Source organism: Melioribacteraceae bacterium, assembly GCA_019638015.1.
In the GTDB taxonomy this organism is placed as follows: domain Bacteria; phylum Bacteroidota; class Ignavibacteria; order Ignavibacteriales; family Melioribacteraceae; genus JAHBUP01.
Map to the genome: position 1 here is coordinate 1,736,707 of JAHBUP010000001.1, position 24,717 is coordinate 1,761,423.

21 protein-coding genes are annotated in these 24,717 nt (G+C 34.9%); 19 read left to right on the forward strand and 2 right to left on the reverse strand.

The features are described from left to right. Nucleotides 1-5: 5 nt before the first annotated feature. Entirely contained in the window at nt 6-1,058 is a 1,053-nt protein-coding gene (locus KF816_07245) for a hypothetical protein (GenBank protein ID MBX3007807.1), read from the reverse strand. 265 nt (nt 1,059-1,323) lie between these two features. On the opposite strand from KF816_07245, the gene KF816_07250 reads away from it, so the two are divergent. The 14 genes from KF816_07250 to KF816_07315 all read left to right on the forward strand — a co-directional run bounded on the left by KF816_07250 (nt 1,324) and on the right by KF816_07315 (nt 16,702). Continuing rightward, nucleotides 1,324-4,302 carry a CotH kinase family protein gene (locus tag KF816_07250; protein ID MBX3007808.1) on the forward strand — a complete coding sequence of 993 codons (2,979 nt, stop codon included), beginning with the start codon at nt 1,324-1,326 and terminating at the stop codon, nt 4,300-4,302. Nucleotides 4,303-5,002: 700 nt separating this feature from the next. Beyond that, a complete protein-coding gene (locus tag KF816_07255) occupies nt 5,003-5,827 on the forward strand; it encodes a phosphate ABC transporter substrate-binding protein (protein ID MBX3007809.1) in 825 nt (274 codons plus the stop codon). A gap of 6 nt (nt 5,828-5,833) precedes the next feature. Next, entirely contained in the window at nt 5,834-6,880 is a 1,047-nt protein-coding gene (gene pstC, locus KF816_07260) for a phosphate ABC transporter permease subunit PstC (GenBank protein MBX3007810.1), read from the forward strand. Beyond that, nucleotides 6,870-7,772, forward strand: a complete 903-nt coding sequence (gene pstA, locus KF816_07265; protein MBX3007811.1) for a phosphate ABC transporter permease PstA — start codon at nt 6,870-6,872, stop codon at nt 7,770-7,772. Before pstC ends, pstA begins: the two co-directional genes overlap by 11 nt. A 3-nt stretch (nt 7,773-7,775) precedes the next feature. Beyond that, nucleotides 7,776-8,537: a phosphate ABC transporter ATP-binding protein gene (locus KF816_07270; GenBank protein ID MBX3007812.1), complete on the forward strand. Its 762-nt coding sequence runs from the start codon at nt 7,776-7,778 to the stop codon at nt 8,535-8,537. Between the two features lie 19 nt (nt 8,538-8,556). After that, nucleotides 8,557-9,234 (forward strand): phosphate signaling complex protein PhoU, encoded by a 678-nt coding sequence (gene phoU, locus KF816_07275; GenBank protein MBX3007813.1) that lies wholly within the window; start codon nt 8,557-8,559, stop codon nt 9,232-9,234. Nucleotides 9,235-9,326: 92 nt separating this feature from the next. Next, on the forward strand, nt 9,327-10,268 hold the full coding sequence (locus KF816_07280; protein MBX3007814.1) for an LD-carboxypeptidase: 942 nt from the start codon (nt 9,327-9,329) through the stop codon (nt 10,266-10,268). 292 nt (nt 10,269-10,560) lie between these two features. After that, entirely contained in the window at nt 10,561-11,580 is a 1,020-nt protein-coding gene (gene hydE, locus KF816_07285) for a [FeFe] hydrogenase H-cluster radical SAM maturase HydE (GenBank protein MBX3007815.1), read from the forward strand. 103 nt (nt 11,581-11,683) lie between these two features. Further along, nucleotides 11,684-12,196, forward strand: coding sequence for a tetratricopeptide repeat protein (locus tag KF816_07290; protein ID MBX3007816.1), 513 nt, complete (start codon nt 11,684-11,686; stop codon nt 12,194-12,196). Next, nucleotides 12,196-13,104 carry a DUF58 domain-containing protein gene (locus KF816_07295; protein MBX3007817.1) on the forward strand — a complete coding sequence of 303 codons (909 nt, stop codon included), beginning with the start codon at nt 12,196-12,198 and terminating at the stop codon, nt 13,102-13,104. Before KF816_07290 ends, KF816_07295 begins: the two co-directional genes overlap by 1 nt. A 94-nt stretch (nt 13,105-13,198) precedes the next feature. After that, nucleotides 13,199-14,674, forward strand: a complete 1,476-nt coding sequence (locus KF816_07300) for a hypothetical protein (protein MBX3007818.1) — start codon at nt 13,199-13,201, stop codon at nt 14,672-14,674. 92 nt (nt 14,675-14,766) lie between these two features. After that, the gene (locus tag KF816_07305; protein ID MBX3007819.1) at nt 14,767-15,297 is read left to right on the forward strand and encodes a hypothetical protein; all 531 of its coding nucleotides are present in this window, start codon (nt 14,767-14,769) and stop codon (nt 15,295-15,297) included. Nucleotides 15,298-15,403: 106 nt separating this feature from the next. Next, the gene (locus KF816_07310) at nt 15,404-15,751 is read left to right on the forward strand and encodes a thioredoxin family protein (protein ID MBX3007820.1); all 348 of its coding nucleotides are present in this window, start codon (nt 15,404-15,406) and stop codon (nt 15,749-15,751) included. Then, a complete protein-coding gene (locus KF816_07315; GenBank protein ID MBX3007821.1) occupies nt 15,752-16,702 on the forward strand; it encodes an FAD-dependent oxidoreductase in 951 nt (316 codons plus the stop codon). 46 nt (nt 16,703-16,748) lie between these two features. On the opposite strand, the gene glmM is transcribed toward KF816_07315, so the two are convergent. After that, a complete protein-coding gene (glmM, locus tag KF816_07320; protein MBX3007822.1) occupies nt 16,749-18,104 on the reverse strand; it encodes a phosphoglucosamine mutase in 1,356 nt (451 codons plus the stop codon). Between the two features lie 90 nt (nt 18,105-18,194). Here glmM and KF816_07325 point away from each other — a divergent pair, with 90 nt between their 5' ends. The 5 genes from KF816_07325 to KF816_07345 all read left to right on the forward strand — a co-directional run bounded on the left by KF816_07325 (nt 18,195) and on the right by KF816_07345 (nt 24,608). Next, a complete protein-coding gene (locus KF816_07325; GenBank protein ID MBX3007823.1) occupies nt 18,195-18,905 on the forward strand; it encodes an endonuclease III in 711 nt (236 codons plus the stop codon). A gap of 66 nt (nt 18,906-18,971) precedes the next feature. Beyond that, on the forward strand, nt 18,972-20,138 hold the full coding sequence (locus KF816_07330; protein MBX3007824.1) for a DUF418 domain-containing protein: 1,167 nt from the start codon (nt 18,972-18,974) through the stop codon (nt 20,136-20,138). Nucleotides 20,139-20,413: 275 nt separating this feature from the next. Continuing rightward, complete coding sequence (locus KF816_07335) at nt 20,414-20,695, forward strand: T9SS type A sorting domain-containing protein (GenBank protein ID MBX3007825.1); 282 nt, start codon at nt 20,414-20,416, stop codon at nt 20,693-20,695. 218 nt (nt 20,696-20,913) lie between these two features. Continuing rightward, entirely contained in the window at nt 20,914-23,910 is a 2,997-nt protein-coding gene (locus tag KF816_07340; protein MBX3007826.1) for a hypothetical protein, read from the forward strand. Between the two features lie 71 nt (nt 23,911-23,981). Beyond that, nucleotides 23,982-24,608, forward strand: coding sequence for a response regulator transcription factor (locus tag KF816_07345; GenBank protein ID MBX3007827.1), 627 nt, complete (start codon nt 23,982-23,984; stop codon nt 24,606-24,608). Nucleotides 24,609-24,717 lie beyond the last annotated feature (109 nt).

Below are 24,717 nucleotides of genomic sequence, written 5' to 3' on the forward strand. Positions count from 1 at the left end.
CAAACTCAAAATAGTTTTACGGTTGAAATCATTGCTATAAAATTTTCATCGGGGATATATTCCGGAATGCTGTTCCCGGATCCCAGTGCGTACCCGCCACAGTTCATTCCTTTTTCTATTAATGATTGAGAACGTTTTGATATCTCAGCAACATTGCCTCTCGCGAGAAAATCCATATCTACTCCACCAAGTAAAGCAATTTTATCCCCCCATAAATCTATCGCATCCTCTATCGGTGTAATTAAATCCTCAAATGAATGCTTTGCGTTATACCCCATATCTATAATCACATCATCCATAACAGATTTTAAGTTACCGCATGAATGCAATATTGCATACTTGTTTGCATTGTGAATTGCTTCAACCATTTTTTTATGCCAGGGGAAAACCCATTTTCTCAACATCTCGGGGGATAACATTGTTTGATTTTTGAAACCCCAGTCATCATTAACAATACAAGCCCCAACAGTTTCAACTGAGGCAACTATTTCATAGAACCGAAGTAATCTTTTTCCTACCTCATCAAAAATGTTTTTGATTAGCTCTTCATCTGTTAAACACATAATGCATAAATTATCGAATCCGGTAATATCAATTACATTTTCAAGTAAGCCACCATTCCCACTGGCAATTAACTTCATCCCATCAGGTAAGTATTTTTTTAGATCATAATAAATTTCATAATCTCCAATCTCCGGAACAGGCCATGGATACAACTCAAAACTATTCCGGTCTGTAATCATATTTCGCGCATTCAATGAAATACTTTCAAGTCTTGATGTGTCACTTTTCGGGAAGTTCAAAGTATTTGTTCGCCAACCCGAGATTGTGGTATAATCGTAACCGGCGTTCTGAAATGCTGTGATTAGTCTGGCAAATGGGGCAATGCGATCATTAATATCAATATTTTCAATTCCGGAAAGTTTGCCAGCCAATTTATCATTAATAGCAAATTCAAATAAGGTTGGTCTGCTCGGGATTTTATTCTCCAAAACTTTAGCCAGGTTAAAAAAATCGGGCTGGAAGTTATTACCGCGGGTATAAATTATTTCTTTCATCTGGTTGTAACTTACAAAATTGAAGTGCGAAAATGTATAGAAAAGAATTATATCTCAACTACCCGTTTGTGTATTTAGGATTGACATATTTTTACCATATTAAAATGTTAGATTATGCTCAATAAATATTCTACCGGAAAGTGAATATTAAATCCATTGTTGTTTTGAGAATATTCTCTGAAATACAATTTGATGTGATAGGGTTTTCGGTACTTCAATACAAATAGCGGGTTTTATTATGAAAATATTTTGCCGAATAGTGCTCATGTCTCTAATTCTTCTAGCAATACTGCTTCAAACAAATATCTCCGCACAAACTCTTTTTATAAATGAATTCATGGCATCAAATTCAAATTCTATATTGGATAAAGATTACAATAGCTATTCTGATTGGATCGAAATATATAATTCAACCGCCGATACTATTAACATGAAAAATTTTTTCATCACTGATAATCTTACCCAACCAAAAAAATTTCAGTTCAAGAATGATTTTATTATTGAACCAAATGGGTATAAAATAATTTGGTGCGATGAACAAAATACAGGTCACCATACAAATTTTAAATTGAGCGCATCCGGAGAAATTATTGCCATATTTAATGTGGATAGTCAACTGATCGACTCATGCAGTTTTGGTGAACAGCAGACTGACATTTCTAGAGGAAGATTCCCAAACGGCTCTAATAATTGGTTTAGTTTTGCTACCGCATCACCGGGAGTGGCTAACGCTGAACTTGATATACTAAATCTAATTAATGCGCCAATAGTAAATGCTGAGAGCGGATTTTATTCGGCTCCAATTCTTATCTCCGTTTCACATAATCTATCTGGGGTTGAAATACGCTATACTTATGACGGATCTACACCAGAAAAATCAAGTCAGCTTTATAATTCACCAATTCAATTAAGTGAAACCGCAGTTTTAAGATTTCGAGCATTCAAAGAGGGATTTACTCCAAGCACGACTGAGACAAGAAGTTATTTTATTAATGAGAATTCGGAGCTTCCAATATTTTCTCTTGTTACCGATCCCGCAAATTTATTCTCTGACACAAAAGGAATTTATGTTGCCGGCACAAATGGAATTTTGGGGCATTGCAGCAAAGAACCAAGAAATTGGAATCAAGATTGGGAAAGACCGGTAAGTTTAGAATTCTTCGAAAAAGATAGACTGCTTGCTTTTAGAGTTAATACCGGAGTGAAAATTTATGGTGGATGCACACGCTTATACGCACAAAAATCTCTGGCATTTTATTTTCGTAGAGAGTATGGGGTTGATAAACTCCGCTACAATCTATTTGACGACATGCCGATTAATGAATTCAATAATTTTATTCTTCGAAGCTCAGGCCAAGATTGGTGGCGTACGATGTTCCGGGATGGTATGGTGCAAACTTTGATTGAGCAGGGGATGAATATCGATGACCAAAATTACCGTCCGGCTGTTTTATTTATTAATGGTAAGTATTGGGGAATTCATAATATTAGAGAGAAGCTGAATGAGCATTACACCTATTATCATCATGGAGCCGATAAAGATAATATTGATTTAATTCAAATAAGTAAAAGTGGTTCTGCTCTAAATGGTGATATAAACGCTTACAATGAAATGATGAATTTTTTTACCAACAACAATATGGCTGATCCTCAGAATTACAACTACATTAAATCAATCGTGGATATTGATGAATATATTGATTATCAGATTGCCCAAATATACAGCGCAAATGGTGATTGGCCCGGTTCCAATATGAAATTGTGGCGCGAGAGAAAGCAAGGGGGAAAATGGAGATGGATGGTTTACGATCTTGATTTTACATTTGGCGGTAATGCTCAAGGAATGTATAATACTAATACTTTAGAACAAGCTACATCAACAGACGGACAAGCATGGCCAAATCCAGCATGGTCAACTTTAATGTTTCGAAAGCTTCTCGAGAATGTTGAGTTCAAGAATGAGTTCATTCAAAGATTTGCCGCACATATGAATACTACATTTGAAGCTAGTCATGTGCTCGCGGTGATTGATAGTCTTGCAAGGGATATTGAGAGCGAAATTCCAAGACATAAACAAAGATGGCCTCAATCGATTTCATACGCATCAAACTGGAAAGCACTTGTAGATATAATGAGAAACTTTGCGACTGCAAGAGGATCAAGTGTTCGAAGTCATATTTATGCTAAGTTTGGAATAAGTACTTCAAATTCATTAATAATTAGTAGAAATAATCCTGAGTGGGGAAAAGTATATGTTAATTCGGTTGAGATGAAAAAAAATGGTTTCAGAAATATTTTTTTCAAGGAGATTCCTCTCAGAATAAAAGCTGTTGCGCTTCCCGGCTATAGATTTGTAAAGTGGGAGGGGGTCTCAAATTCAGATTCTCCCGAAATTTCCATTGTACTCACTTCAAATACCAGCTTGAGCGCGATATTTGAGTTGGTTCACAACTCAAATAATTCAATCGTAATTAATGAAATAAATTATAAATCCTCCCCGGTTTTTGATACCGAAGACTGGATAGAAATTTTTAATCCTTCAAATGAATCAGTTGATCTTTCAGGATGGAAATTCCGAGATAATGATATTTCTAATCAATTTATTTTTGGGCAGAGTACTTCAATCCGAGCACATGAATATTTAGTTATATGCAGAGATACGATAAGTTTTAGGAAGCTATATCCTTATAAGAAAAATATAATTGGCAATTTTAAGTTTGGTCTCAATAATGATAAAGATCATATCTATTTGATAGATGCCACAAATGTTACTATTGATGAAGTTGCTTATGAAGTAGATGGATTTTGGAATTCATTACCAAATGGAAAAGGTCCAACATTATCATTGATCAATTATCAATTGGATAATTCTAAGGCAGAGAGCTGGACTGCGTCTAAACTTCATGGTACCCCCGGCTACATAAATGATGTTTATACCAAAGTTGATGAATTAGAAAATGGATTACCCAGCGAGTTTATTTTATATCAGAATTACCCAAATCCTTTTAATCCAATAACCACAATACAATATTCTATACCATCGGGTGTAGAGACGTCATATATGACGTCTCTACACGTGTATGATGTTTTAGGAAGAGAAGTGGCTCTGCTTGTAAATCAAAAACAATCCGCGGGCAACTATGAAGTGAAGTTTGATGCCTCACAACTGGTAAATGGAGTTTATTTTTATCGGCTTCAGGCTGGTAGTCACTTTTCAGTGAAGAAGATGATTATACTTAAGTAAATGTATCACTTTGTAATATTCTTTGTTGAGTGATTTAATTTTTTTGCGGCATTCGAAGAACTCCTCAAAATTAACTTGTCACATTTCATGTGACATAAATATCATAATTCCTATCATTCAAATCATCATCCCCACCAGCTAATTTAAAGTCGTTATTAATCGTTACTATAACTCTGATATAGACGGTTAACACGAAACGTAACTGTATTAAGTAAAGAGTCAATAGTTCCAAGAACATAGGTGGTTTTATGAAATTACGAATATTCTTTTTTTTATCGATCGCGATTCTTCTCATTATTCTGATTCTAAGCTCAATACAAGTTATGCTTGAGAGATAGAGTTGCCTGGCTGGTACTCGGGGCAGATGAGTTAGACTTTCTGAACACCCTCAATTCTCCTTTCTCAGATGCCCCCTCAAGCTTTAAAAGTGCTAGCCGTCAGATATCAGCTTTCAGATGAACTCCGGTCACAAGCTGGGGTTTTTATTATTCTCGCTTTACCCATTTCAAGTTCAAAAATAATTAGCATTCTAACTTTTTCCCTACGAAAACCGAACTGAGAGTACCACTTTGTCAATATTAAGTTTTTGTTAATTTTTAATTACACGACTTTTTGCTCTAATGAAATCCGCTTTTCTCATATATTTGAAATGCAAATTGTGAAATCAATTATTTACAATACTATTTAAAGATAGAAACAAATGAGAAAAATTATATTAATAATACTATTCGCATTTTTTTCGATGGCGCTTTTTTATCAGCCAAATACAATTACCATGAAGGGTTCCGACACAATGGTAATTCTAGCCCAGAGATGGGCTGAAAAATATATGGATAACAATTCTAATTTAGTTATTCAAGTAAATGGAGGGGGAACCGGAACCGGTATTGCAGCTCTCATTAATGGAACAACAGATATTTGTAACTCATCCCGCCCAATGAAACCTTCCGAAAGAGAAAAATTGAAACAGCGTTATAATTCTGTTGGAGTTGAAATTAGAGTAGCTAGAGATGGTTTGGCATTGTATGTAAATAATGATAATCCGGTTAAAGTACTCACCAAAGAGCAGATCAAAAATATTTTCCTTGGACGAACTAAAAATTGGAAGGAAGTCGGGGGTAATAATTCACCTATAATTATTTACGGCAGAGAAAACAGTTCCGGTACATATGTTCACTTTAAGGAAGAAGTGCTAAACGGGGAAGACTATACATCATCAATGCAAAGTTTACCTGGAACAGCCGCGGTTGTTAATGCTGTATCAAAAGATAAAAACGCCATTGGTTTCGGCGGTGCCGCATATGCTGTTGGGGTTAGGGATATTGCCGTAAAAGCTAATCCCCGCGCAAAAGCCTATATCCCAACCGATGAGAATATTAAAAAAGGATTGTACCCAATTTCCAGGTTACTCTATTTATATGTGAGAAATAAACCTACCGGTGAACTGAAAAAGTTTATTGACTGGATGTTGAGCAATGAAGGACAAAAAGTAGTATCTGAAGTTGGTTATTTCCCAATTCGATAAATTGACATGACCAATCAAAAAAATAAAGGCTGGCAAAAAAAGAAATTCCCACTCACCGATTTTTTAGCTGAATATATAATTAAATCGGTTGCATTTATTTGTCTTGCTGTTATAATCTTAATTTTCATTTTCATCTTCAAGGAATCGCTTCCCATATTTTCATCTCAGGAAACCACAATTCAAAATGAAGAATATCTGCAATCGGAAACTTACGGTTTGGAAAATGATCAACAATTTCAAATTGAGAATGAGATTAAATCGATCAGCCCTGAATACTATGATAGAGCAGATCTAAAAAATTTAACTGGGAAGGATTGGCAGCCGGTGGGAAGTAAACCAAAATATGGGTTATTGCCACTGTTTATTGGGAGTTTAAAAGTTACGATAATAGCGCTACTCTTTGGTGCGCCGCTTGCGATTTTTGCGGCTATTTATACTGCGGTTTTTGCATCAAAAAGAATTAGAGAATTTATAAAACCTATCATTGAGCTACTTGCTGGATTTCCCTCTGTTGTAATTGGGTTTTTTGCGCTAACTACTCTCGCAACATTATTTCAGGATCTATTCCATTATCAATATAGGTTGAACGCGTTTGTTGGCGGATTTGCCATGGCTCTGGCAGTTATCCCAATAATATATACTATTACCGAAGATTCATTAAACGCTGTACCAAAACATATGATTGAAGCTAGTTTAGCTTTGGGCGCGAATAAATGGCAGACCGCAATTTTTGTTTCTATCCCGGCATCTGCGCCCGGATTATTTGCGGCTCTACTATTAGGTTTTGGAAGGGCATTCGGAGAAACCATGATTGTATTAATGGCAACCGGAAATGCTCCTTTATCAACAGCCAATATTTTGGAACCGGTAAGAACTTTCTCTGCCACAATAGGTGCAGAAATGGCTGAGGTGGTTTTCGGCGATACTCACTATACAGTCTTGTTTTTAATCGGCTCATTGTTATTCATCGTTACTTTTATAATTAATGCGATCGCCGAATTTTATGTACGCAAAAGATTATTTAGGCGTTTCGGGAAAGAATATGATGAATAATAAAATTGTAGGAAATGGAATTATTGCTTTTTCACTATTCGCAGTTATGTTAATAATAACATGTATCGTTTATATGTTTTTGGAAATTTATATCAATGGGCAGGATTTGCTTACATGGGAATTTTTAACGCAAGCACCACGTGATGGAATGAGAGCCGGGGGAATTTTTCCGGCAATTGTTGGGACAGTTCTTCTGGTTCTAACCATGTCGCTTCTTTGTGTGCCGGTTGGAACTATAACAGCACTTTACTTAAATGAATATGCCAAGCGGAATTCAATCTTTACAAAAACGGTACGGTTTGCAGTTAATACATTAGCGGGAGTTCCGGCAATTGTATTTGGTTTATTTGGTTTGGGATTTTTTATTCAATTTGTTGGAGGGGGGGTTGATAACCTAAGTGGAGAACAGGGATTGATTCGCTGGGGGCAGCCGAATATTTTATGGGCGAGTATGACGATGGCTTTTCTTACTATTCCTGTAGTAATTGTTTCAGTTGAAGAGTCATTGAAAAATGTGCCAAGTGAGCTTCGTGCGGCATCATTGGCTCTTGGCGCCTCGAAATGGCAGACTATATGGAAAATAGTAATTCCAAATTCTATCTCGGGTATTTTAACCGGCTCAATACTAGCGATTGGAAGAGGAGCCGGAGAAGTCGCGCCAATTCTATTTACCGGAGTCGCATATTTTCTTCCGAATCTCCCAACTAAATTAACCGATCAATTTATGAACATGGGTTATCATATTTATGTAATGGCTACTCAATCCACTGATGTAGAAGCTACTAAAGGAATTCAATACGCTACAGCTTTTGTTTTACTTATTTGTACGTTTGCTCTTTCCTTTACCGCGGTTATGATTCGGTATCGATTTCGAAAACAACTCAAGGATTAATTAATGCGCTCCAAAACTAAAATCGCGATTGAGAATCTTTCCGTTTCTTATGGAAAAAAAATAGCATTAGAAGATATCTCCATCAATATTAAAGGAAATATGGTCACCGCGTTAATCGGTCCCTCAGGATGCGGCAAATCTACATTTTTGAGATCATTAAATAGAATGAATGATTTAATAACCAACTCTAAAACAAGCGGTAAAATTAATATTGATGGAAAAAATATTTATGAGAATGATATCGATGTAGTTCAGCTACGAAAACGAGTTGGGATGATATTCCAGAAATCTAATCCTTTCCCTAAATCGGTGTATGAAAATGTTGCCTTCGGACCAAAAATAAATGGAGTGAAGAACAAATCTACACTTGATGAAATTGTTGAAAATAGTCTGAGGCGTGCCGCGCTTTGGGATGAGGTGAAAGATGAACTCAATAAAAATGGGCTTTCATTGAGCGGTGGGCAGCAGCAACGATTATGTATCGCGAGGGCTTTGGCGGTAGATCCCGAAATATTGTTAATGGATGAGCCGGCGAGCGCGCTAGACCCAATTGCTACTACAAAAATTGAAGATTTAATTTATCAGCTTAAACAAAACTATACTATAATCATAGTTACACATAATTTACAGCAAGCCGCTAGAGTAAGTGACGAAACAGCTTTTTTCTATCTTGGGAAGTTAGTTGAGTTTAATGATACCAAGATGATGTTTACCACTCCGGCAAATAAACAAACGGAAGATTATATTCGTGGAAGATTTGGATAATAAATAAAGAGAAAATTTTATGCAGCAACATTTTACACAAGAAATTGAAAGTCTAAGAACCAACATTATCAAAATGGCTTCTATTGTTGATGAAATGTTTGAAAGAGCAATCAGCTCTGCCGAGATTGGCACACCTGAAATCTCAAAACTTCTTAAAGCTAAAGATTTAGAGGTTGATGCCTATGATAATCTCATTCAAACACAATGCGAAAATATACTAGCCATATTTCAGCCATTTGCCTCCGATCTTCGTTTTATGATCTCGGCTATGATGATTAATAATCAACTTGAAAGGTGCGGTGACATTACTGTAAATATTGCCCGACGATTAAAAAAAATAGGAGTTAATAACAATCTTGTTTCAGAATCAAAAATACTTGAAATGGCAGCAAAGGCTAAAGGTATGTTAGTATTAGCTATCGATTCTTTTATCCATTCGAATTCCGCTATAGCTTATGAAGTGCTTGAAAAAGATGTTGAAGTAGATAAGTTTAATAAATCGATTTTTAAGTATTCTACTGAAAAGATGAAAACAGACACAGATTTGATAATTCCAGGGACACATTTAGTAGTACTTGCCAGGCAGATAGAGAGATTAGCCGATCATACAACAAATATTGCCGAAAATGTTATATTTTCGCTTGAAGCTAGATTAATGACACATACCCGCAGAATCAAAAAAAAGGATTTGGAGTAAATTTCCTAATTAATTACTTCTAAAATATTTAAGCTCATTGCAATAAAATTTCCCCTTCATTATATTCAATTCAAAATTAATTAGTGTGAAGAATGAAAGTGATAAAACCTAAAAAGTTGGTTAGAGGCGATACTATTGGTATAATAACCCCGGCATCTCATGTTGCCGACGCAACACGTATTGAAAAGAGCGTTAAATATTTTGAATCTCTTGGATATAATGTTGAGGTGTCGAAAACCGTAACAAAGGGAAATGGTTATCTTGCCGGCACTGATGATGAAAGGATTGATGAACTGCATAAATTTTTTAGCAATAAAAAAATTAACGCAATTTTTTGTGCCAGAGGCGGTTACGGCGCCGCTAGACTACTTAACTCGATAGATTATAATATCATTAAAAAAAATCCTAAAATATTTGTTGGGTATAGCGATATCACCGCAATTCAATTGGCTTTTTTCGTAAAAACCAAGCTGGTCACTTTTGCCGGACCAATGCCCGCGGTTGATTTTTATGATGAAATAAATCCCTATGCTGAGGAGTATTTTTGGCGGATTCTCACTTCAACAAAGTCTCCGCAAAAATTTACAAATCCAAATAATGAACACTTTTATTCATTGACGTCCGGAATTGCAGACGGAACTTTACTCGGCGGTAATTTATGCGTTTTAACTTCACTTGCCGGGACAGCTTTTTTCCCCGAATTCAAAAATTCTATCTTATTACTCGAAGAAATAGGTGAAGCACCATACAGAATTGACAGGATGATTAATCAATTAAAAATGATGGGTGTGCTAAAGAAAATTAAAGGAGTTGTATTAGGTAGATTTTTAGACTGCATCGAGACCGACACTTCGAAAAGTACATTTAGTATAAACGAGGTAATTGCTCATTATTTCGGTACGGCAAAAATCCCAATTCTTTATAATGTGAGACACGGTCATGTTAAAGAGAATTTAACGCTGCCAATAGGATTAAATGTCCATATTAATTCGACAAAAAAGACTATGGAAATTAAAGAAGCAGCAGTAATCTAGTTTATCGAGTCCCCGATTTTATCAAACTTGAATATTTCTTTCTAAAATCCTTTCTCTATTTTAAGAAAAAACCCATAATTTCATTAATTTTTTCCCTATTTGGCTTCAATAAATCTTGGTATGTTTATTGTTTTTAACACCTGTGCAAAACAATTATATCGTCCTGATATGATGTTCTTTATCAAAAAATGAGAGGATGATTGTTAAAAAGTAGAATAGATAAAGCCAGATTTTTTATTTACGAGCTCGAGCATAGATTATTTAATCCATTTAATCTTTACAGGATTTAGGGATGATACTCGAAAAGCTGCTCTGTAATGACACATTTACAAGGGATGAAATCATTTTCCTTCTAAATTTAAGAGAGGAAAAGGATTTGAATTTGCTTTTCAAGCGAGCTGATATTGTTAGGCACAGTTTTACTGGAGATTCAATTTATTTGAATGGATTAATAGAATTTTCAAACTATTGCACGCAAAATTGTTTTTACTGCGGATTACGGGAGGACAATTTCAAATTATCCCGCTATAGAATGAGTCCGGATGAAATTATTGACACAGCATGGAAGATTAGTAAACTTGGAATTTCGACAATTACTCTCCAATCGGGGGAGGATTTTCATTATGATTCTGACCTAATTTCTTTTATAATTTATTCGATAAAGCAAAAAACTGATGTAGAAATTTGTTTGAGTTTGGGGGAGCGTGGCTATGATGAATATAGAACATGGAAAATTGCGGGTGCCGATAAATATTTACTTAAATATGAAACTTCAAACGAAAAATTATATGCGGCACTGCATCATAATCAAAAATTGGATGAACGGCTGAAGCATCTTCGATTTTTATCCAACTTGGGTTATAAACTTGGATCAGGCAGTATTGTTGGATTACCAAATCAAAACACTGAAGATTTAGCTGATGATCTTTTATTAAGTAATGAACTAGGACTCGATTTAGTTGTTTATGCTCCTTTCGTGCCTTCTGAAAATACTCCATTTGCAAACCATGATGCTGGAAATTTAATTTCTACTCTAAAAGTTACATCCATTGCTAGATTAATACAAAAAAGTGCACATATTTCCTCAGTGAATTCTATCGATTCCTCTGAGATAGGCGTTGTTGAAAGGGGATTGGTTTCGGGAGCAAACATCGTATTTACCGACCTCACTCCATTTCCATACAGAACTAATTATCAGTACTACTCATCAAAGATTGAAAGCAATAATTCTCCTGTTGATTGTTTACTCGATCTGCAGAAAAGGATCGAAAAATTGACAAATCAATCATCTGTAAGAATGGAAATTATTTAGAACAATTCCCCCTTCCGATTTCCTTATCTGAAAAATTATTCTATTTTCTCATAAAACTATTGATTGTATATTATCACCCCATATTCACAATATTAGGTTAATTATGAATTTCTTATCAAAATTATTACCGATCTTGTTCATTCTATTGATTATAGCTGGTTGTTCATCCAAAGATGAAAAATTGATGTTTGATACAGCCGATAAACTTGCATCTGAGGAAAAATACATTGAAGCTATAAAAGCATTCGATGAACTCGCTGCAGAATTTCCGAAGGGAGATTTTACTTTAAAAGGAAACTATACAGTGGGTAAAATATATCATAGTTTGCTTGTTCCCGATGTACCCCGTGAAGAGTCTTTTAATATGGCAATAAAATATTATCGAAAAAGTGTTGATGGCTATCCAGAAAATAAAGATGCTGAAAACGCTTTAATGATGATAGGATTCATTTATGCTAATGAACTGAATAACGTAGATTCGGCAAAACTGACCTATGAGGAATTTCTTAAAAATTATCCCAAAAGTGAATTGGTCAACTCCGTTAAATTAGAATATGAAAATATTGGTTTAACACCCGAACAAATACTAGAAAAACGAATTGGCTCAATTAAGTAATGCCGGTAAAATCGAACGAAATTAGAAAGTTTATTGACCCTTCAGTCCTACTGAAAATTAAAAATTTAGAGTTGAGGGCGAAAAAAGTTGTTGAAGGTTTTATGGTTGGTTTGCATAAAAGTCCATACCACGGATTTAGTGTGGAATTCAGCCAGCACCGACAATATATGCAGGGGGATTCTCTCAAGGATGTAGATTGGAAAGTTTTTGCTAAAAGTGAAAAATATTTTATAAAACAATATGAAGAAGAAACCAATCTAATTGCCAATATCTATCTCGATTCGAGCCGCTCAATGAAGTTTCATAAATCTGGTACTGCTTCAAAACTCGATTATTCAATTACGCTCGCCGCGGCAATTAGTTATTTGTTAATCAATCAGCAGGATTCCGTTGGATTAACTATTTATTCAGATAAGATTCATGCTTATCTCCCCCCAAAGGCAACAAGGATTTATCTTAAAACTATTCTTTCAACTCTTGCGAAAGTTGAACCTGATGGAGCAACTGAAACAGCCGAATGTTTAAAATCCTCAGCACTCCTTGTTCGTAAACGAGGTTTAACAGTTCTAATTTCAGATTTTTTTGATAACCCGGAATCAGTCATTTCGGCATTTAAACAGTTTCATCATAAGAATAATGAGGTAATAGTTTTTCATGTTTTGGATCCGGTAGAGATTAATTTTGGATTCGATTCCGATTCGATTTTTGTGGATTTAGAATCGGATGAACAAATAACTACTCAACCTTATCATATAAGAAGAGCTTATCAGAGCGCGATGGAAGAGTATATCGGGAGAATTAAATCTTCATGTCTAAATTATGGAATTGATTATCATTTAATTACCACAGATGAACCATTTGAAAAAGCCCTCATGAACTTTTTCACTAAAAGAACCAAATTGAATTAATACTCCAAAAATTTGAAATATTTTCAGATAACTACTGAAAATCCCCTCCAATAAACCGATAATACTAGAGTAAAAAAAGGATTTGAGAAAATAAGTGAAAAAATTATTAGTAATTGGGATATTAATGCTTGTTATGGTTCAAAGCCAATATGGTCAGGAATCATTTCAATTAAGTTTAAGCGGTATTCAAGTAGGGAATAAAATATTGAGTGAATCTGAATGGAGCAATCTCACAATCCCTAACGGAGTTCCAATTTATGTAAGCTTTAATACAATCGGAAATACGAAAGAGCAATTATTTTACCGTGTATTTCTTGACGGAATAATTATCTATCCACGACTCCTTGATAATTATTTTTCGATTGAAAATAATAATCCGGGAAATCATATATTAAAAATTGTTCCATACACATCCGGTGGAATCGAAGGAAGCAGTTTGACTTTTGCTTTTAAAGTTGAAGATGTTACCTCAACTGAAAACAAAGCCGTTGATGAACCTAAAATCACAAATTATAATAATTTACTTTCTAATCCATTAACTGTATTTATCTTGATTGGTATATTAGCCCTCCAATTTGTGGTTATAATAATTTTATTTATCCGCCGAAAATCTTCTCGGAAATCTGAAGTAAAAACTGTTGTACAAGTTCAAAAAGAAATGCCAAAGCAGCAATCGAATCAAAATGAAATAAATTTGATAAAAGAAGAACTGCATAAAATAAAATTAGAACTTGAACAATCTAAAGAGGAAAATGAAATTCTTAGAAAAAATATAAAGGATCTTGATTCATCTATCCAAAATTTAGAAAATACTAATATCCAATTGGTTGAACAAAAAGAAAGGCTCACAGAAAGCAAGCATAAATTGGAATTATTGCAGATACAAAAAGAAGAACTTTTTGCTATGGCGATTCATGATATCAAAAATCCAGCCTCAGCAATAAGGGGATACATAGAATTACTTAACTCTTACGATTTAAACGCTCAGGAGCAGCAGGATATCATGGTATCTTTGGTTGCTTCCTCTGAAGAGGTAATAAAACTTTCTCAAGATATGTGTACATTAATTGCCAAAGCTATGCCGGAACCAAAATTAAAATTCTCAGCTTCATCTATAAAGAGTGTTATTGATTCTGTTTGTGCTCAGAATGCGACTTACGCAAAAGCAAAAACTGTAAAACTCATTAACAATACTCAAAATAATTTACCTGCAGTAAATATGGACACAGAAAAAATCTCCGAAGCCTTGGATAATTTTATTAACAATGCTATTAAATATGCCCCGCCAGAAACTAAAGTAGAAGTTCGTTCTTCGATAAAGGATGAAAGTAAAAAATATGTTGTTGTTGAGGTGGAGGATAATGGTGTAGGTTTAAGCGAAGATGATATTAAAAAGTCGTTTCAAAAGGGTGTAATATTATCATCGAAGCCGACTGGTTTCGAGCAAAGCTCCGGTTTGGGATTGTGGATAGTTAAAAGAATTATTGAAGAACATGATGGCAGAGTATGGGTAAAGAGCCAACTTGGAAAAGGTTCTATCTTTGCATTTGAACTCCCGATTTCGGAGTAAAAATTCACGTAAAGAATTATTGTAATAAAATTACATTGATTTTAAGATCCATTTTCGTGAGATTCTACCCTAAATTTTAGGAAGGATCGGCAATGAAAGGATTTCATTTCATACCTTTCTTCTTGTTAGTAATATTTATAAATCTCAATTTCTCCCAAGAAGCCACTACACCAAAATCCACAGTCCTTGTAATGCCTTTTGATCAATACATCAACTATCCATTTTATAATGATATGCTGCGTGAATCTTTAATAACGGGATTGTTGGAAAAGAATTTTAATCCAGTACTTGATCCCGAAAGTTGGGAAATTGTACTGGAAAAGGATTATGAGTTTACCAATCTATCCACTAATCAAGCAGATACTATAGCTCTAATTAGCGGAGCGGATTTAGTTATTTTTGGTTTTAATAGTGATTTTAGTACCACCCGGAGCGGAACGCTCAGTACAACAACAAAACATACACGTCCTGTTCTTATAAAGGTATATGATAGAAAGAAAAGAAGTTTGGTTTTATATGAGAGAATTACTCTTGAGGCTAATTGGGGCTTACTTAATAATAAATTGACTTTAAATCAGATTGGAACAAAAATAGCCCAGCAATTAAAAAATCAAGGGTACTGAGTATTTCATCCTCATCAATTATTTAGTTAGAAGAATCACAACCTCAACATGTGAATCTTTTTCTCCATCTTGTCATCAAACCTGAAAACAAAAAAATGGAGAAAAGATGTTACACACAAATTTAACTCATGTACTTTCTAAAGAAGACCACTCAAAACTATTGCAGGAAAATGATAATGTAATGATTTGCTGCGGCAGAATGGGCCCAATGTGTATTCCGGTTTATGAGTCAATGGAAGAATTAGAAGGGGAATACAGCAATATTAAATTTGCAGATATGGAGTTTGATTCGGCGGATGCAAGTGTTATTAGAAATTTACCCGAATGCAGAAGTTTTCAAGGACTTCCATTTGTTGTATATTATAAAAATGGTAAAGTTGTAAAAGCCACTTCTTCAATTCAATCGAAAGATCAGATAACGGAAATTTTGGATGAACAATTCGGTAAAAATTAAATGGAAACAAACAATCATTTTGATGTAATTGTGATTGGGGGAGGAGCTGCAGGTTTAACAGCGGGGATTTACCTCTCAAGAGCGAAAATGAAAACACTTATCCTAAATGAAGGAGCGGTAGGTGGACAGATGGTACTTACTCACGAAATTGCTAATTACCCGGGAATAGAAAGTATCAGCGGCTATGAACTAGCCCGAAAGATGAAGGCCCAAGCACAGAATTTTGGCTGCGTTATTAAAAGTAATTTGAAGATTACAAAGATGGATCTTGGTGGCGAAATCAAATTCATAACTGTGAATGATAAAATTGAATATTCCTCATTTGCTGTAATAATTGCAACCGGTGGAAAATCTAGAACCATTGGCGCAGTCGGTGAAGAAAATTTTAAGGGTAAAGGAATATCTTACTGCGCAACTTGTGATGGAGATTTTTTCCAGGACAAAGAAATAATTGTTGTTGGTGGTGGGAATTCTGCACTTGAGGAAGCCGTTTCTTTAACAAAATATGCGTCCAAAGTAACTGTGGTTCATCAATTCGATCACTTTCAGGCATTAGAGCATTATATTGATGAGGCAAAGGCTAATGAAAAAATAGATTTTATTATGGAATCGAAAGTAATAGAGTTTATTGGAAATGAAAAACTTGAAAGAGTGAAAATCCAAAACCAGAGAACAAACGAGATTACAGAAATTAAAATTGATGGTGTATTTATTTTTATTGGCTATGTTCCAAACACCGAGAAACTAAATGGTGTTGTCAACTTAAATGAATGGCAAGAAATTATCGTTGATAAAAATATGAGCACAAATATTCCTGGAGTTTACGCTGCGGGGGATTCAATCGCAAAGAGGTACAGACAAGTTACGACCGCTGTTGCCGATGGCACAATTGCCGCTCTCAGTTCCTCGGAGTATGTCAATAATTATAAAAAGAATCTTGTTGAAGTATAAATTTACAATTCAGATTAGAGTGGCTCAAACTCTAATCTGAATTTAATCATTTCAACTTTTCCTTAATTATGACCAAATAATCATCAGCATATTTTTGGGCTGTTTTTTTATTTTTTGCCTCCACTATTGTCCTGATCATCGGTTCAGTATTTGATTTTCTGAAATGAACCCAGTGATCAGCAAAATCTATTTTTATTCCATCCTCATTATTAATTTTTTCTTTAGAGAATTTTACTTTCAAAGATCTTAGAATTTTATCTGGATTTTGCGAATCAAGCTCTAATTTATTTTTCGCGATAAAATAATTTGGTAAAGAATTTTTCAACTCACTCATTGTTCCGCCAAATTCTAATAAATGCTGAAGAGCAATCGCGGTTCCGGTTAACGCGTCTCTTCCAAAAACTGCTTTTGGGTAAATTACTCCTCCGCTACCTTCTCCGCCAATTAACGCTTTTACTTCTTTCATTTTCTTTACAACATTTGCTTCACCAACAGGAGAATAGAACACTTTGCAATTATATTGTGATGCCACATCTTCAACCGCGCGGGTGGTTGAAAGATTAACAACTACATTTCCCTTCTTTTTGGAAAGAATAAATTTAACTGCTTGGGTAATAGTATTTTCTTCACTAAATGGCTCACCTTTTTCGGTAATTAAAACTAAACGGTCAACATCGGGATCTACAACAATCCCAATATCAGCTCCATATTTTTTTACAGCTTTCATTGTACCTACTAGATTTTCGGGGATTGGTTCGGGTAATCGGGGGAAGATTCCGCTTTTCTCACAATTAATTTCTATTACTTCACAACCTAATTTTTTGAGTAATTGCGGCATCGAATAAGAACCGGCTCCATTAACACAATCGAGGAGAACTCTGAATTTTCTTTTTCTGATTTTCGCAAGATTCAAAACATCAATCTTTAGTACGGCATCAATATGATCTTCCAATCCTTTTGAATAAGAGGAAAGTTTACCTAATTTATTCCAAGTGCAATAATTTGAATTAGAGGACTCGAGTTGAGCTAACATCTTTTTATTTTCTTCGGGTGTCATAAACTCTCCATCTTTATTCAGAAGTTTGAGAGCATTCCATTCATTTGGATTATGACTAGCAGAAATTTGTATTCCACCGACAGCCTTCAAATTTTTCACATTAAACAATACAGTTGGAGTAGGGCAGATGCCGATATCAATAACATCATTACCTTTAGCTAATAAAGTACCTTTTACCAGCTCACTCACCATTTGTCCAGTAATCCTCCCATCACTGCCCAAAACTATTTTCCCTTTTCCACAAAAATCGGCATACGCTGAAGCATATTTCACAATTACATGTGGATCAAGTCCATTGCCAACAATTCCTCTAATACCGGATACACTAACCATCAAGGTGCCCATAATTCCCTCATAAAGTTAAAATTACTTATTTTGAATATTATTTTTATAAACAGTTCAAAGTTAATAACTTCATATCAAAAATTGGTGAGAATGAGGGCAGAAATAACCAAAATAAATAGATTACTCGTTGAATTTTATGGAGTACCAAAAAGACAAATCCCATTACCTGATCCTCTCGACATGTTGATTGCTACTATTCTTTCTCAAAATACAAATGATCAAAATTCTTATAAGGCATATCAAAAATTAAAAGATAACTATACGAATTGGGATGAGTTACTATCGGTTCCAACTTTGAAATTAGAGAAACAGATTAAAGTTGCTGGATTGGCAAAACAAAAAGCTGCCGCAATTAAAAATGTTGTTTCTGAAATTTCTCAAAGGAACTCAAAAGTAAAACTTGATTTTATTAAGGAATTTAGTGAGGAGGAAGCTATTGATTACCTTACCTCAATGAAGGGGGTTGGATTAAAAACCGCTAGTTGTGTGCTTTTATTTGCACTCGATAAAAATGTTTGTCCCGTTGATACACATGTTCATAGAACGACTAATCGAATTGGAATAGTAAAAGAAAAAACACCCGATAAAACTTTCACATCTTTAAATAACAATTTCCCAAATAGAATTGCGCATGAGTTTCATACCAACCTAATTAGACTTGGAAGAGAGATATGCAAACCAAATAATCCGATCTGCGGTGTCTGTCCTTTAATAAAAATTTGCCAATATGATTTAAAGAATTTTGAAAAGAAAGAATTAGGTAAAAAGAAGGATTTCATGTTGCTGGATAATATTGAATAGTAAGTTCTGAAAATTATAATTGAATTTGAGTAAATTTAAAACGCAAATACAATAGCGGAATATAATATGAACTCGAAAGTCTCAAGATTACATGTGGTTGACGCTTTACGTGGTTTTGCAATCGTATCAATTATGCTGTTACATAATATTGAGCATTTTGATTATTATTTTACACCTCCTAATCTGCCGGAATGGATGATTATTCTTGATAAATGGATCTGGGATAGTATGTTTTTTATGTTTGGCGGTAAATCATATGCCATATTTGCTCTATTATTTGGATTAACATTTTTTATTCAATCAAAAAATCAAGAGAATAAGGGAAAAGATTTTAGAGCAAGATTTGCTTGGCGATTAATTCTATTATTTGGATTTGGATTGCTAAATTCATCATTCTATCAAGGGGATATTCTTTTAATTTATGCGGTGATTGGTTTTGTATTAATTCCAATTGCTAGACTTAGCGATAAAGTTGTGTTTGCAATCGCCATGATTCTTATGATCCAACCTTACGAGTTGTATAATCTATTTTTCGCGATTCAAAATCCAACAATGAAAATATTAGATCCGGTTTCATGGTCCTATTTTGCTAAAACTGGTGAATACATAACTGGCAATTCATTAACAGAAACGTTGATTGGCAATTTAACAACTGGCAAGACAGCAGTTCTTCTTTGGAATTGGGAAAATGGACGCGTGTTTCAGACGGCATCATTATTTATGTTTGGAATGTTAGCCGGAAGGAGATCCTTGTTTGTTGTCTCCGATGAAAATTTAATATTTTGGAAAAAGACACTTGTATTTGCTTCAGTTGCTTTTATTCCACTCTTTTTAATTAAATTCTATCATATTAACTGGATAAACAGTGATGCAATTAACCGACCCTTTGCAACAATAATTTCGTCATGGTCCAATATGGCATTTATGCTTGTTTTGGTTTCAGGTTTTATTCTTCTTTTTCAAATTGGACTATTTTATAGAATACTAAACATATTCTCTTCCTTCGGTAGAATGAGTTTATCAAACTATATAATTCAGTCAATTATCGGATCAGTAATTTATTATGGTTTCGGTTTGGGTTTATACCAATATACTGGAGCTACATATTGTTTAATGATTGGGATGGTGCTGGCAGTTATTCAAGGGTTTTTTAGTTACTGGTGGATTGGAAAATATAATCAAGGTCCGCTGGAAATTATTTGGCATAAATTAACCTGGATTGGGGATAGGTAGGTCATTCAAAGTCTTTAAGTTATTAATAGTCATTTGGTGGTCATTAAGTAATTCATAGTCATTTGGTAGTCATTCATAGTCATTAGGTAATTCGTCGTTATAGAATTGATTATATTAGAGACATTTAAGCGCAACTCTCCACAGGATTATTTATTCGCGGATTTCGAACCAAAAAGTGGAAAAGTAGAATACAGATTAAAGCAGATAGATTTTGATGGAGCATTTAAATACAGTGATTTTGTAGAAGTAAATGTAGAATCACCAACAAAATTTGATTGCATCAAAATTATGCAAATCCATTTAATCCGGAGACAACAATAAAATATTCAATTCCATCTGGTGTAGAGACGTCATATATGACGTCTGTACGTGTGTATGATGTTTTAGGCAACGAAGTAGCCACATTAGTAAATGAGCCACAACCTGCGGGCAATTACGAAGTGAAGTTTAATGCCAGTTATGCAGAGCATGGTCGAAGTATGGCAAGCGGTGTTTATTTGTACAAACTTCTAACAAGCGGATTCTCTTCTGTTAAAAAATTTGTACTTATGAAGTGATACAAGTAATAAAGCATTTACATCAAAACATTAGCCGTGAAAAATACTATTTGCCGTTTAGTAAGATAGTTATGATAATCTATCAAAGAAAGGATCTGTTTACTTTAACGAAGATACATCCTTGATTTAAAAATAAAAAGAAACTATAAATGCGATTTTTAACTTTAATTCTCACCGTTTTTTTTCTCTCCAAATCGTCTCCTATTGCTCAGCCATCAATGGAGTATTTAACAATTGACCAGGGACTTTCACAAAATTATATTTTCAGCATTTGCCAGGATTCAAAAGGATTTATCTGGATAGGGACAAAGGACGGACTTAATCGCTTCGACGGAAAACGCTTCATTTGTTATCGGCACGATCCTTTTGATTCTTCTTCGCTGTCTGGGAACAGCGTTTCAACCATTTATAAAGATTCAAAACACCGCTTATGGGTAGGCACGAATGGCGGTGGATTAAATCTATTCAATCCATCATCACTTGCATTCAAACATTATATTGCTGGACAGAACTCTAAAACCATTAGCAGTAACTTTATTTCTTGCATATTCGAATGTAGTAACGGGTTTATCTGGGTGGGAACAAACGACGGTGGACTTAACAGGCTTGACCCGGCAACGGGTATTATTACACAATTTAAACATAATCCCGACGATCCTAATAGCATCAGTTCCAATTTCATCTCCGGTTTCGGCGAGTCGGATGATAGCATTATCTGGATAGCTACCGCCAACGGAGGTTTGAATCGATATGATCCTGTAAACAATCAATTCACACATATTCTTCCGAACGACAGAAAAGGGAAAGAGTTGAGATTTATGAACGATGCTACTTCAATACTGGTTGATAAAAGTGGACTAATCTGGTTTGGCTCGGCTTCGGGATTGAATCTTTATAATCCTAAAAGCGAATCATTAAAAAGATTTCCAATTAATGATTCTGATGGCTATCCATGCTTGATTAATAACATTTTAGAAAGAAACGGTAAACTTTATTTAAGCTCATTCCACACTATTGCCGTGTTTGATAAACAAACAGAAAAATATTCAATACTTACTGAAACTTCAACGGAGTGGTTTACAAATGCCGCTTGTTTTGATAAATCGGGGATCCTTTGGTTAGGTACAGGCGGTTGGGGAACGGCAAAATTTAACCCAGAAGCAAACCGCTTTAATTCAAAAAAAGGGACGTTTTTACCTGAAGTATATCCTGCCGCTACCTCGGTACTTAAAAAATATTTTGGGAATATATCGAAACAATTGCTCGAAGGAAGAGGAACTGAATTTCTGCCTATACGAAAAAATAGTAAAGGAGAATATCTTGTTGCAACACCTCGAATGGGTTTATTAATAATCGACAGCACAGGTAAATCATTTCAAAAGATAAACAGCAATCCAAGCAATGTTTCCCCGGTACCAGTTTGGGCTGTGAATGATGTATTCGAAGATAAAGAGAACAATATTTGGATTGCTACGGTGGGAGGAGTTAGCAAGTACGATCCTATCAAAAAAACTTTTACCCATCATCGTTTATATGATAATAAAAAAATATCTGCCGAATACATCAACAAATCGGGTGCGGCAGGATATTCGGATATAACAGTTACATTCGTGGATGATGATAATATTTTTTGGCTCGGTACGCCGGATAGAGGATTAATAAGGTATGACAATAAGAACAATTCCATCAAGTACTTTTCCTCTGAAGATGGGGGGAGGGAATCAATAAATAACGATCATATCCTATCCATCGCTAAGGATGAATTGAATCCCGGTAAATATTTATGGATAGGCACAGAAGGGGGTGGACTAATTCATTTTGAAAAAACAACAGGTAATTGTACTTGCTATACAACAGAAAAAGGACTACCCAATAACGTTGTTTACGGGATTTTACATGGAAGTGATGGTAATCTTTGGCTCAGCACAAATAAAGGGATCAGCCGTTTCAACCCGGTAAGTAAAGTATTTAAAAACTATGATGTAGAATCGGGCTTACAGAGCAATGAATTCAACCGGAGAGAGTATTATCGTAGTCCCGATGGGAAATTATATTTCGGTGGTATTCATGGGTATAATTCTTTTTACCCGGGAAACATAAAAATAAATAGTATTGGTCCTCAAATAGTTATTACCGCTTTCAAACTGTTCAACAAAAAGATTTCTTTCAAAGAAACTGGTTCTCCGCTTAAAGAATCAATCGAAACTACTACTGAAATCTTACTAGATTATTTTCAGAATGTAATTACGTTTGAGTTCGCGGCACTTGAATACTCATCTCCCACTCTTAACACATACAAATATATGCTTGAGGGATTTAATCATGAATGGGTTTATTCCGCCAGTACAGGAGAAGCAACTTTCACCAATCTTGACCCCGGTGAATATACATTCCGTGTAAAAGGTGCAAACAGTGATGGAATCTGGGGAACCACAGAGGCATCAATTAAGATAATTATACTTCCACCATACTATATGACCTGGTGGTTTAAGACTGCGCTATTTCTGCTTGTTTCACTAATTGTTGCTTCAATAGTCCGTTATGTTATTTACCGACGAGTAAGAGAAAGAATTATGAAATCGGAACATGAAGCGGCTATGGAGCGGGAACGATTGAGAATTACACGCGATCTTCATGATGAAATAGGTTCCAGATTAACTGAACTTAGGATGATTAGCGAGATGGTGGGAGAAAAGGATTTACACGAGTCTGAGATAAAACAAAAACTTAAAGAACTCTCAATTGCATCGGAAAATGTATCCTCCACTTTTGGAGAAATAGTTTGGTCACTTAATCCTAAAAATGATTCTCTCGAAGAATTAATTTCTTTTATAAGTATGCAATCAACCGGTTTTTTAAGCAAGGCAGATATACGATGCAGACTCGAATTGCCGGAGACATTGCCTAATTACATGGTAACATCCGAAATAAGGCACAACATAATTTCTACAGTCAAGGAGGTATTGAATAATATTGTAAAACATTCCGGCGCCTCAATTGTTGAAATTAATTTGGTGATTGATGAAACTCAATTATTTTTTGAACTGAAGGATGATGGTGTTGGATTCAATATCAATGACACAAGAAAATTAGGAAACGGACTACAAAATATGAGGTCGAGAATCGAAAGCATCGGCGCAACAATTTTTATAGACAGCAAGATTGATAGAGGTACATCTATTAAAATTATTATACCAATAAATCTTTTAAAATAGTTATAGCCAGAATAGGTCATTTCTTATCCGGTTTATTAAAATTAATATAGAGGAGAAACTTTAGGAATATTATGATACGAGTAGCAATTGTTGAGGATGATGAAAAGAACCGGAATAATCTTATAATTCTTCTTGAGCAATCAAAAGATTTCAGATGTGTAGGCGCTTATCCCGATGCGGAGACAGCCCTTGATGATATTCCAATCAAATCACCCGAAATCGTTCTGATGGATATAAACCTCCCCGGTATTGATGGAATCGGATGCACTTTCAAATTAAAAGAGACTATGCCGGATTTGCTTGTTGTTATGCTTACGGTTTATGAAGATACCGGAAAAATATTTCAAGCTCTTAAGGCTGGCGCTGTTGGTTATTTATTAAAACTTACAAAGCCCAATGAAATCTTAAGTGCGCTCAAAGAAGTTTTGGAAGGGGGCTCACCTATGTCTGCAATTATTGCGAGGAAAGTAGTTCAATCATTTCAAGACGAAAAAAAGAAGCCGGATAATAGTAAAAATTCCTTAACCTCAAGAGAAGAGCAAGTTCTCAAACTTTTGGCAAAAGGATTTTTATACAAAGAAATTGCCTCAGAACTTTCTATAAGTGCCGACACAGTACACAATCATATTCGTAAGATTTACGAGAAGCTTCAAGTTCATTCACGTACCGAAGCTGTTGTAAAGTATCTAAAAACCTAATTTTAGATTGTCATGCCCTAGTGCTTTTTTAGGGCATCCATAAAAAAGATAAATAGATACCCGCTAAAGGCATTCGGGAATGACAAAAAGGAAAACGTTCGGGTATGAC

Excerpts from the sequence above, each read along its gene's own strand:
- KF816_07245 (MBX3007807.1), bottom strand. The coding sequence starts at position 1,058 with ATGAAAGAAATAATTTATACCCGCGGTAATAACTTCCAGCCCGATTTT.
- KF816_07250 (MBX3007808.1), top strand. The coding sequence starts at position 1,324 with ATGTCTCTAATTCTTCTAGCAATACTGCTTCAAACAAATATCTCCGCA.
- KF816_07255 (MBX3007809.1), top strand. The coding sequence starts at position 5,003 with ATGAGAAAAATTATATTAATAATACTATTCGCATTTTTTTCGATGGCG.
- pstC (MBX3007810.1), top strand. The coding sequence starts at position 5,834 with ATGACCAATCAAAAAAATAAAGGCTGGCAAAAAAAGAAATTCCCACTC.
- pstA (MBX3007811.1), top strand. The coding sequence starts at position 6,870 with ATGATGAATAATAAAATTGTAGGAAATGGAATTATTGCTTTTTCACTA.
- KF816_07270 (MBX3007812.1), top strand. The coding sequence starts at position 7,776 with ATGCGCTCCAAAACTAAAATCGCGATTGAGAATCTTTCCGTTTCTTAT.
- phoU (MBX3007813.1), top strand. The coding sequence starts at position 8,557 with ATGCAGCAACATTTTACACAAGAAATTGAAAGTCTAAGAACCAACATT.
- KF816_07280 (MBX3007814.1), top strand. The coding sequence starts at position 9,327 with ATGAAAGTGATAAAACCTAAAAAGTTGGTTAGAGGCGATACTATTGGT.
- hydE (MBX3007815.1), top strand. The coding sequence starts at position 10,561 with ATGATACTCGAAAAGCTGCTCTGTAATGACACATTTACAAGGGATGAA.
- KF816_07290 (MBX3007816.1), top strand. The coding sequence starts at position 11,684 with ATGAATTTCTTATCAAAATTATTACCGATCTTGTTCATTCTATTGATT.
- KF816_07295 (MBX3007817.1), top strand. The coding sequence starts at position 12,196 with ATGCCGGTAAAATCGAACGAAATTAGAAAGTTTATTGACCCTTCAGTC.
- KF816_07305 (MBX3007819.1), top strand. The coding sequence starts at position 14,767 with ATGAAAGGATTTCATTTCATACCTTTCTTCTTGTTAGTAATATTTATA.
- KF816_07310 (MBX3007820.1), top strand. The coding sequence starts at position 15,404 with ATGTTACACACAAATTTAACTCATGTACTTTCTAAAGAAGACCACTCA.
- KF816_07315 (MBX3007821.1), top strand. The coding sequence starts at position 15,752 with ATGGAAACAAACAATCATTTTGATGTAATTGTGATTGGGGGAGGAGCT.
- glmM (MBX3007822.1), bottom strand. The coding sequence starts at position 18,104 with ATGGGCACCTTGATGGTTAGTGTATCCGGTATTAGAGGAATTGTTGGC.
- KF816_07325 (MBX3007823.1), top strand. The coding sequence starts at position 18,195 with ATGAGGGCAGAAATAACCAAAATAAATAGATTACTCGTTGAATTTTAT.
- KF816_07330 (MBX3007824.1), top strand. The coding sequence starts at position 18,972 with ATGAACTCGAAAGTCTCAAGATTACATGTGGTTGACGCTTTACGTGGT.
- KF816_07340 (MBX3007826.1), top strand. The coding sequence starts at position 20,914 with ATGGAGTATTTAACAATTGACCAGGGACTTTCACAAAATTATATTTTC.
- KF816_07345 (MBX3007827.1), top strand. The coding sequence starts at position 23,982 with ATGATACGAGTAGCAATTGTTGAGGATGATGAAAAGAACCGGAATAAT.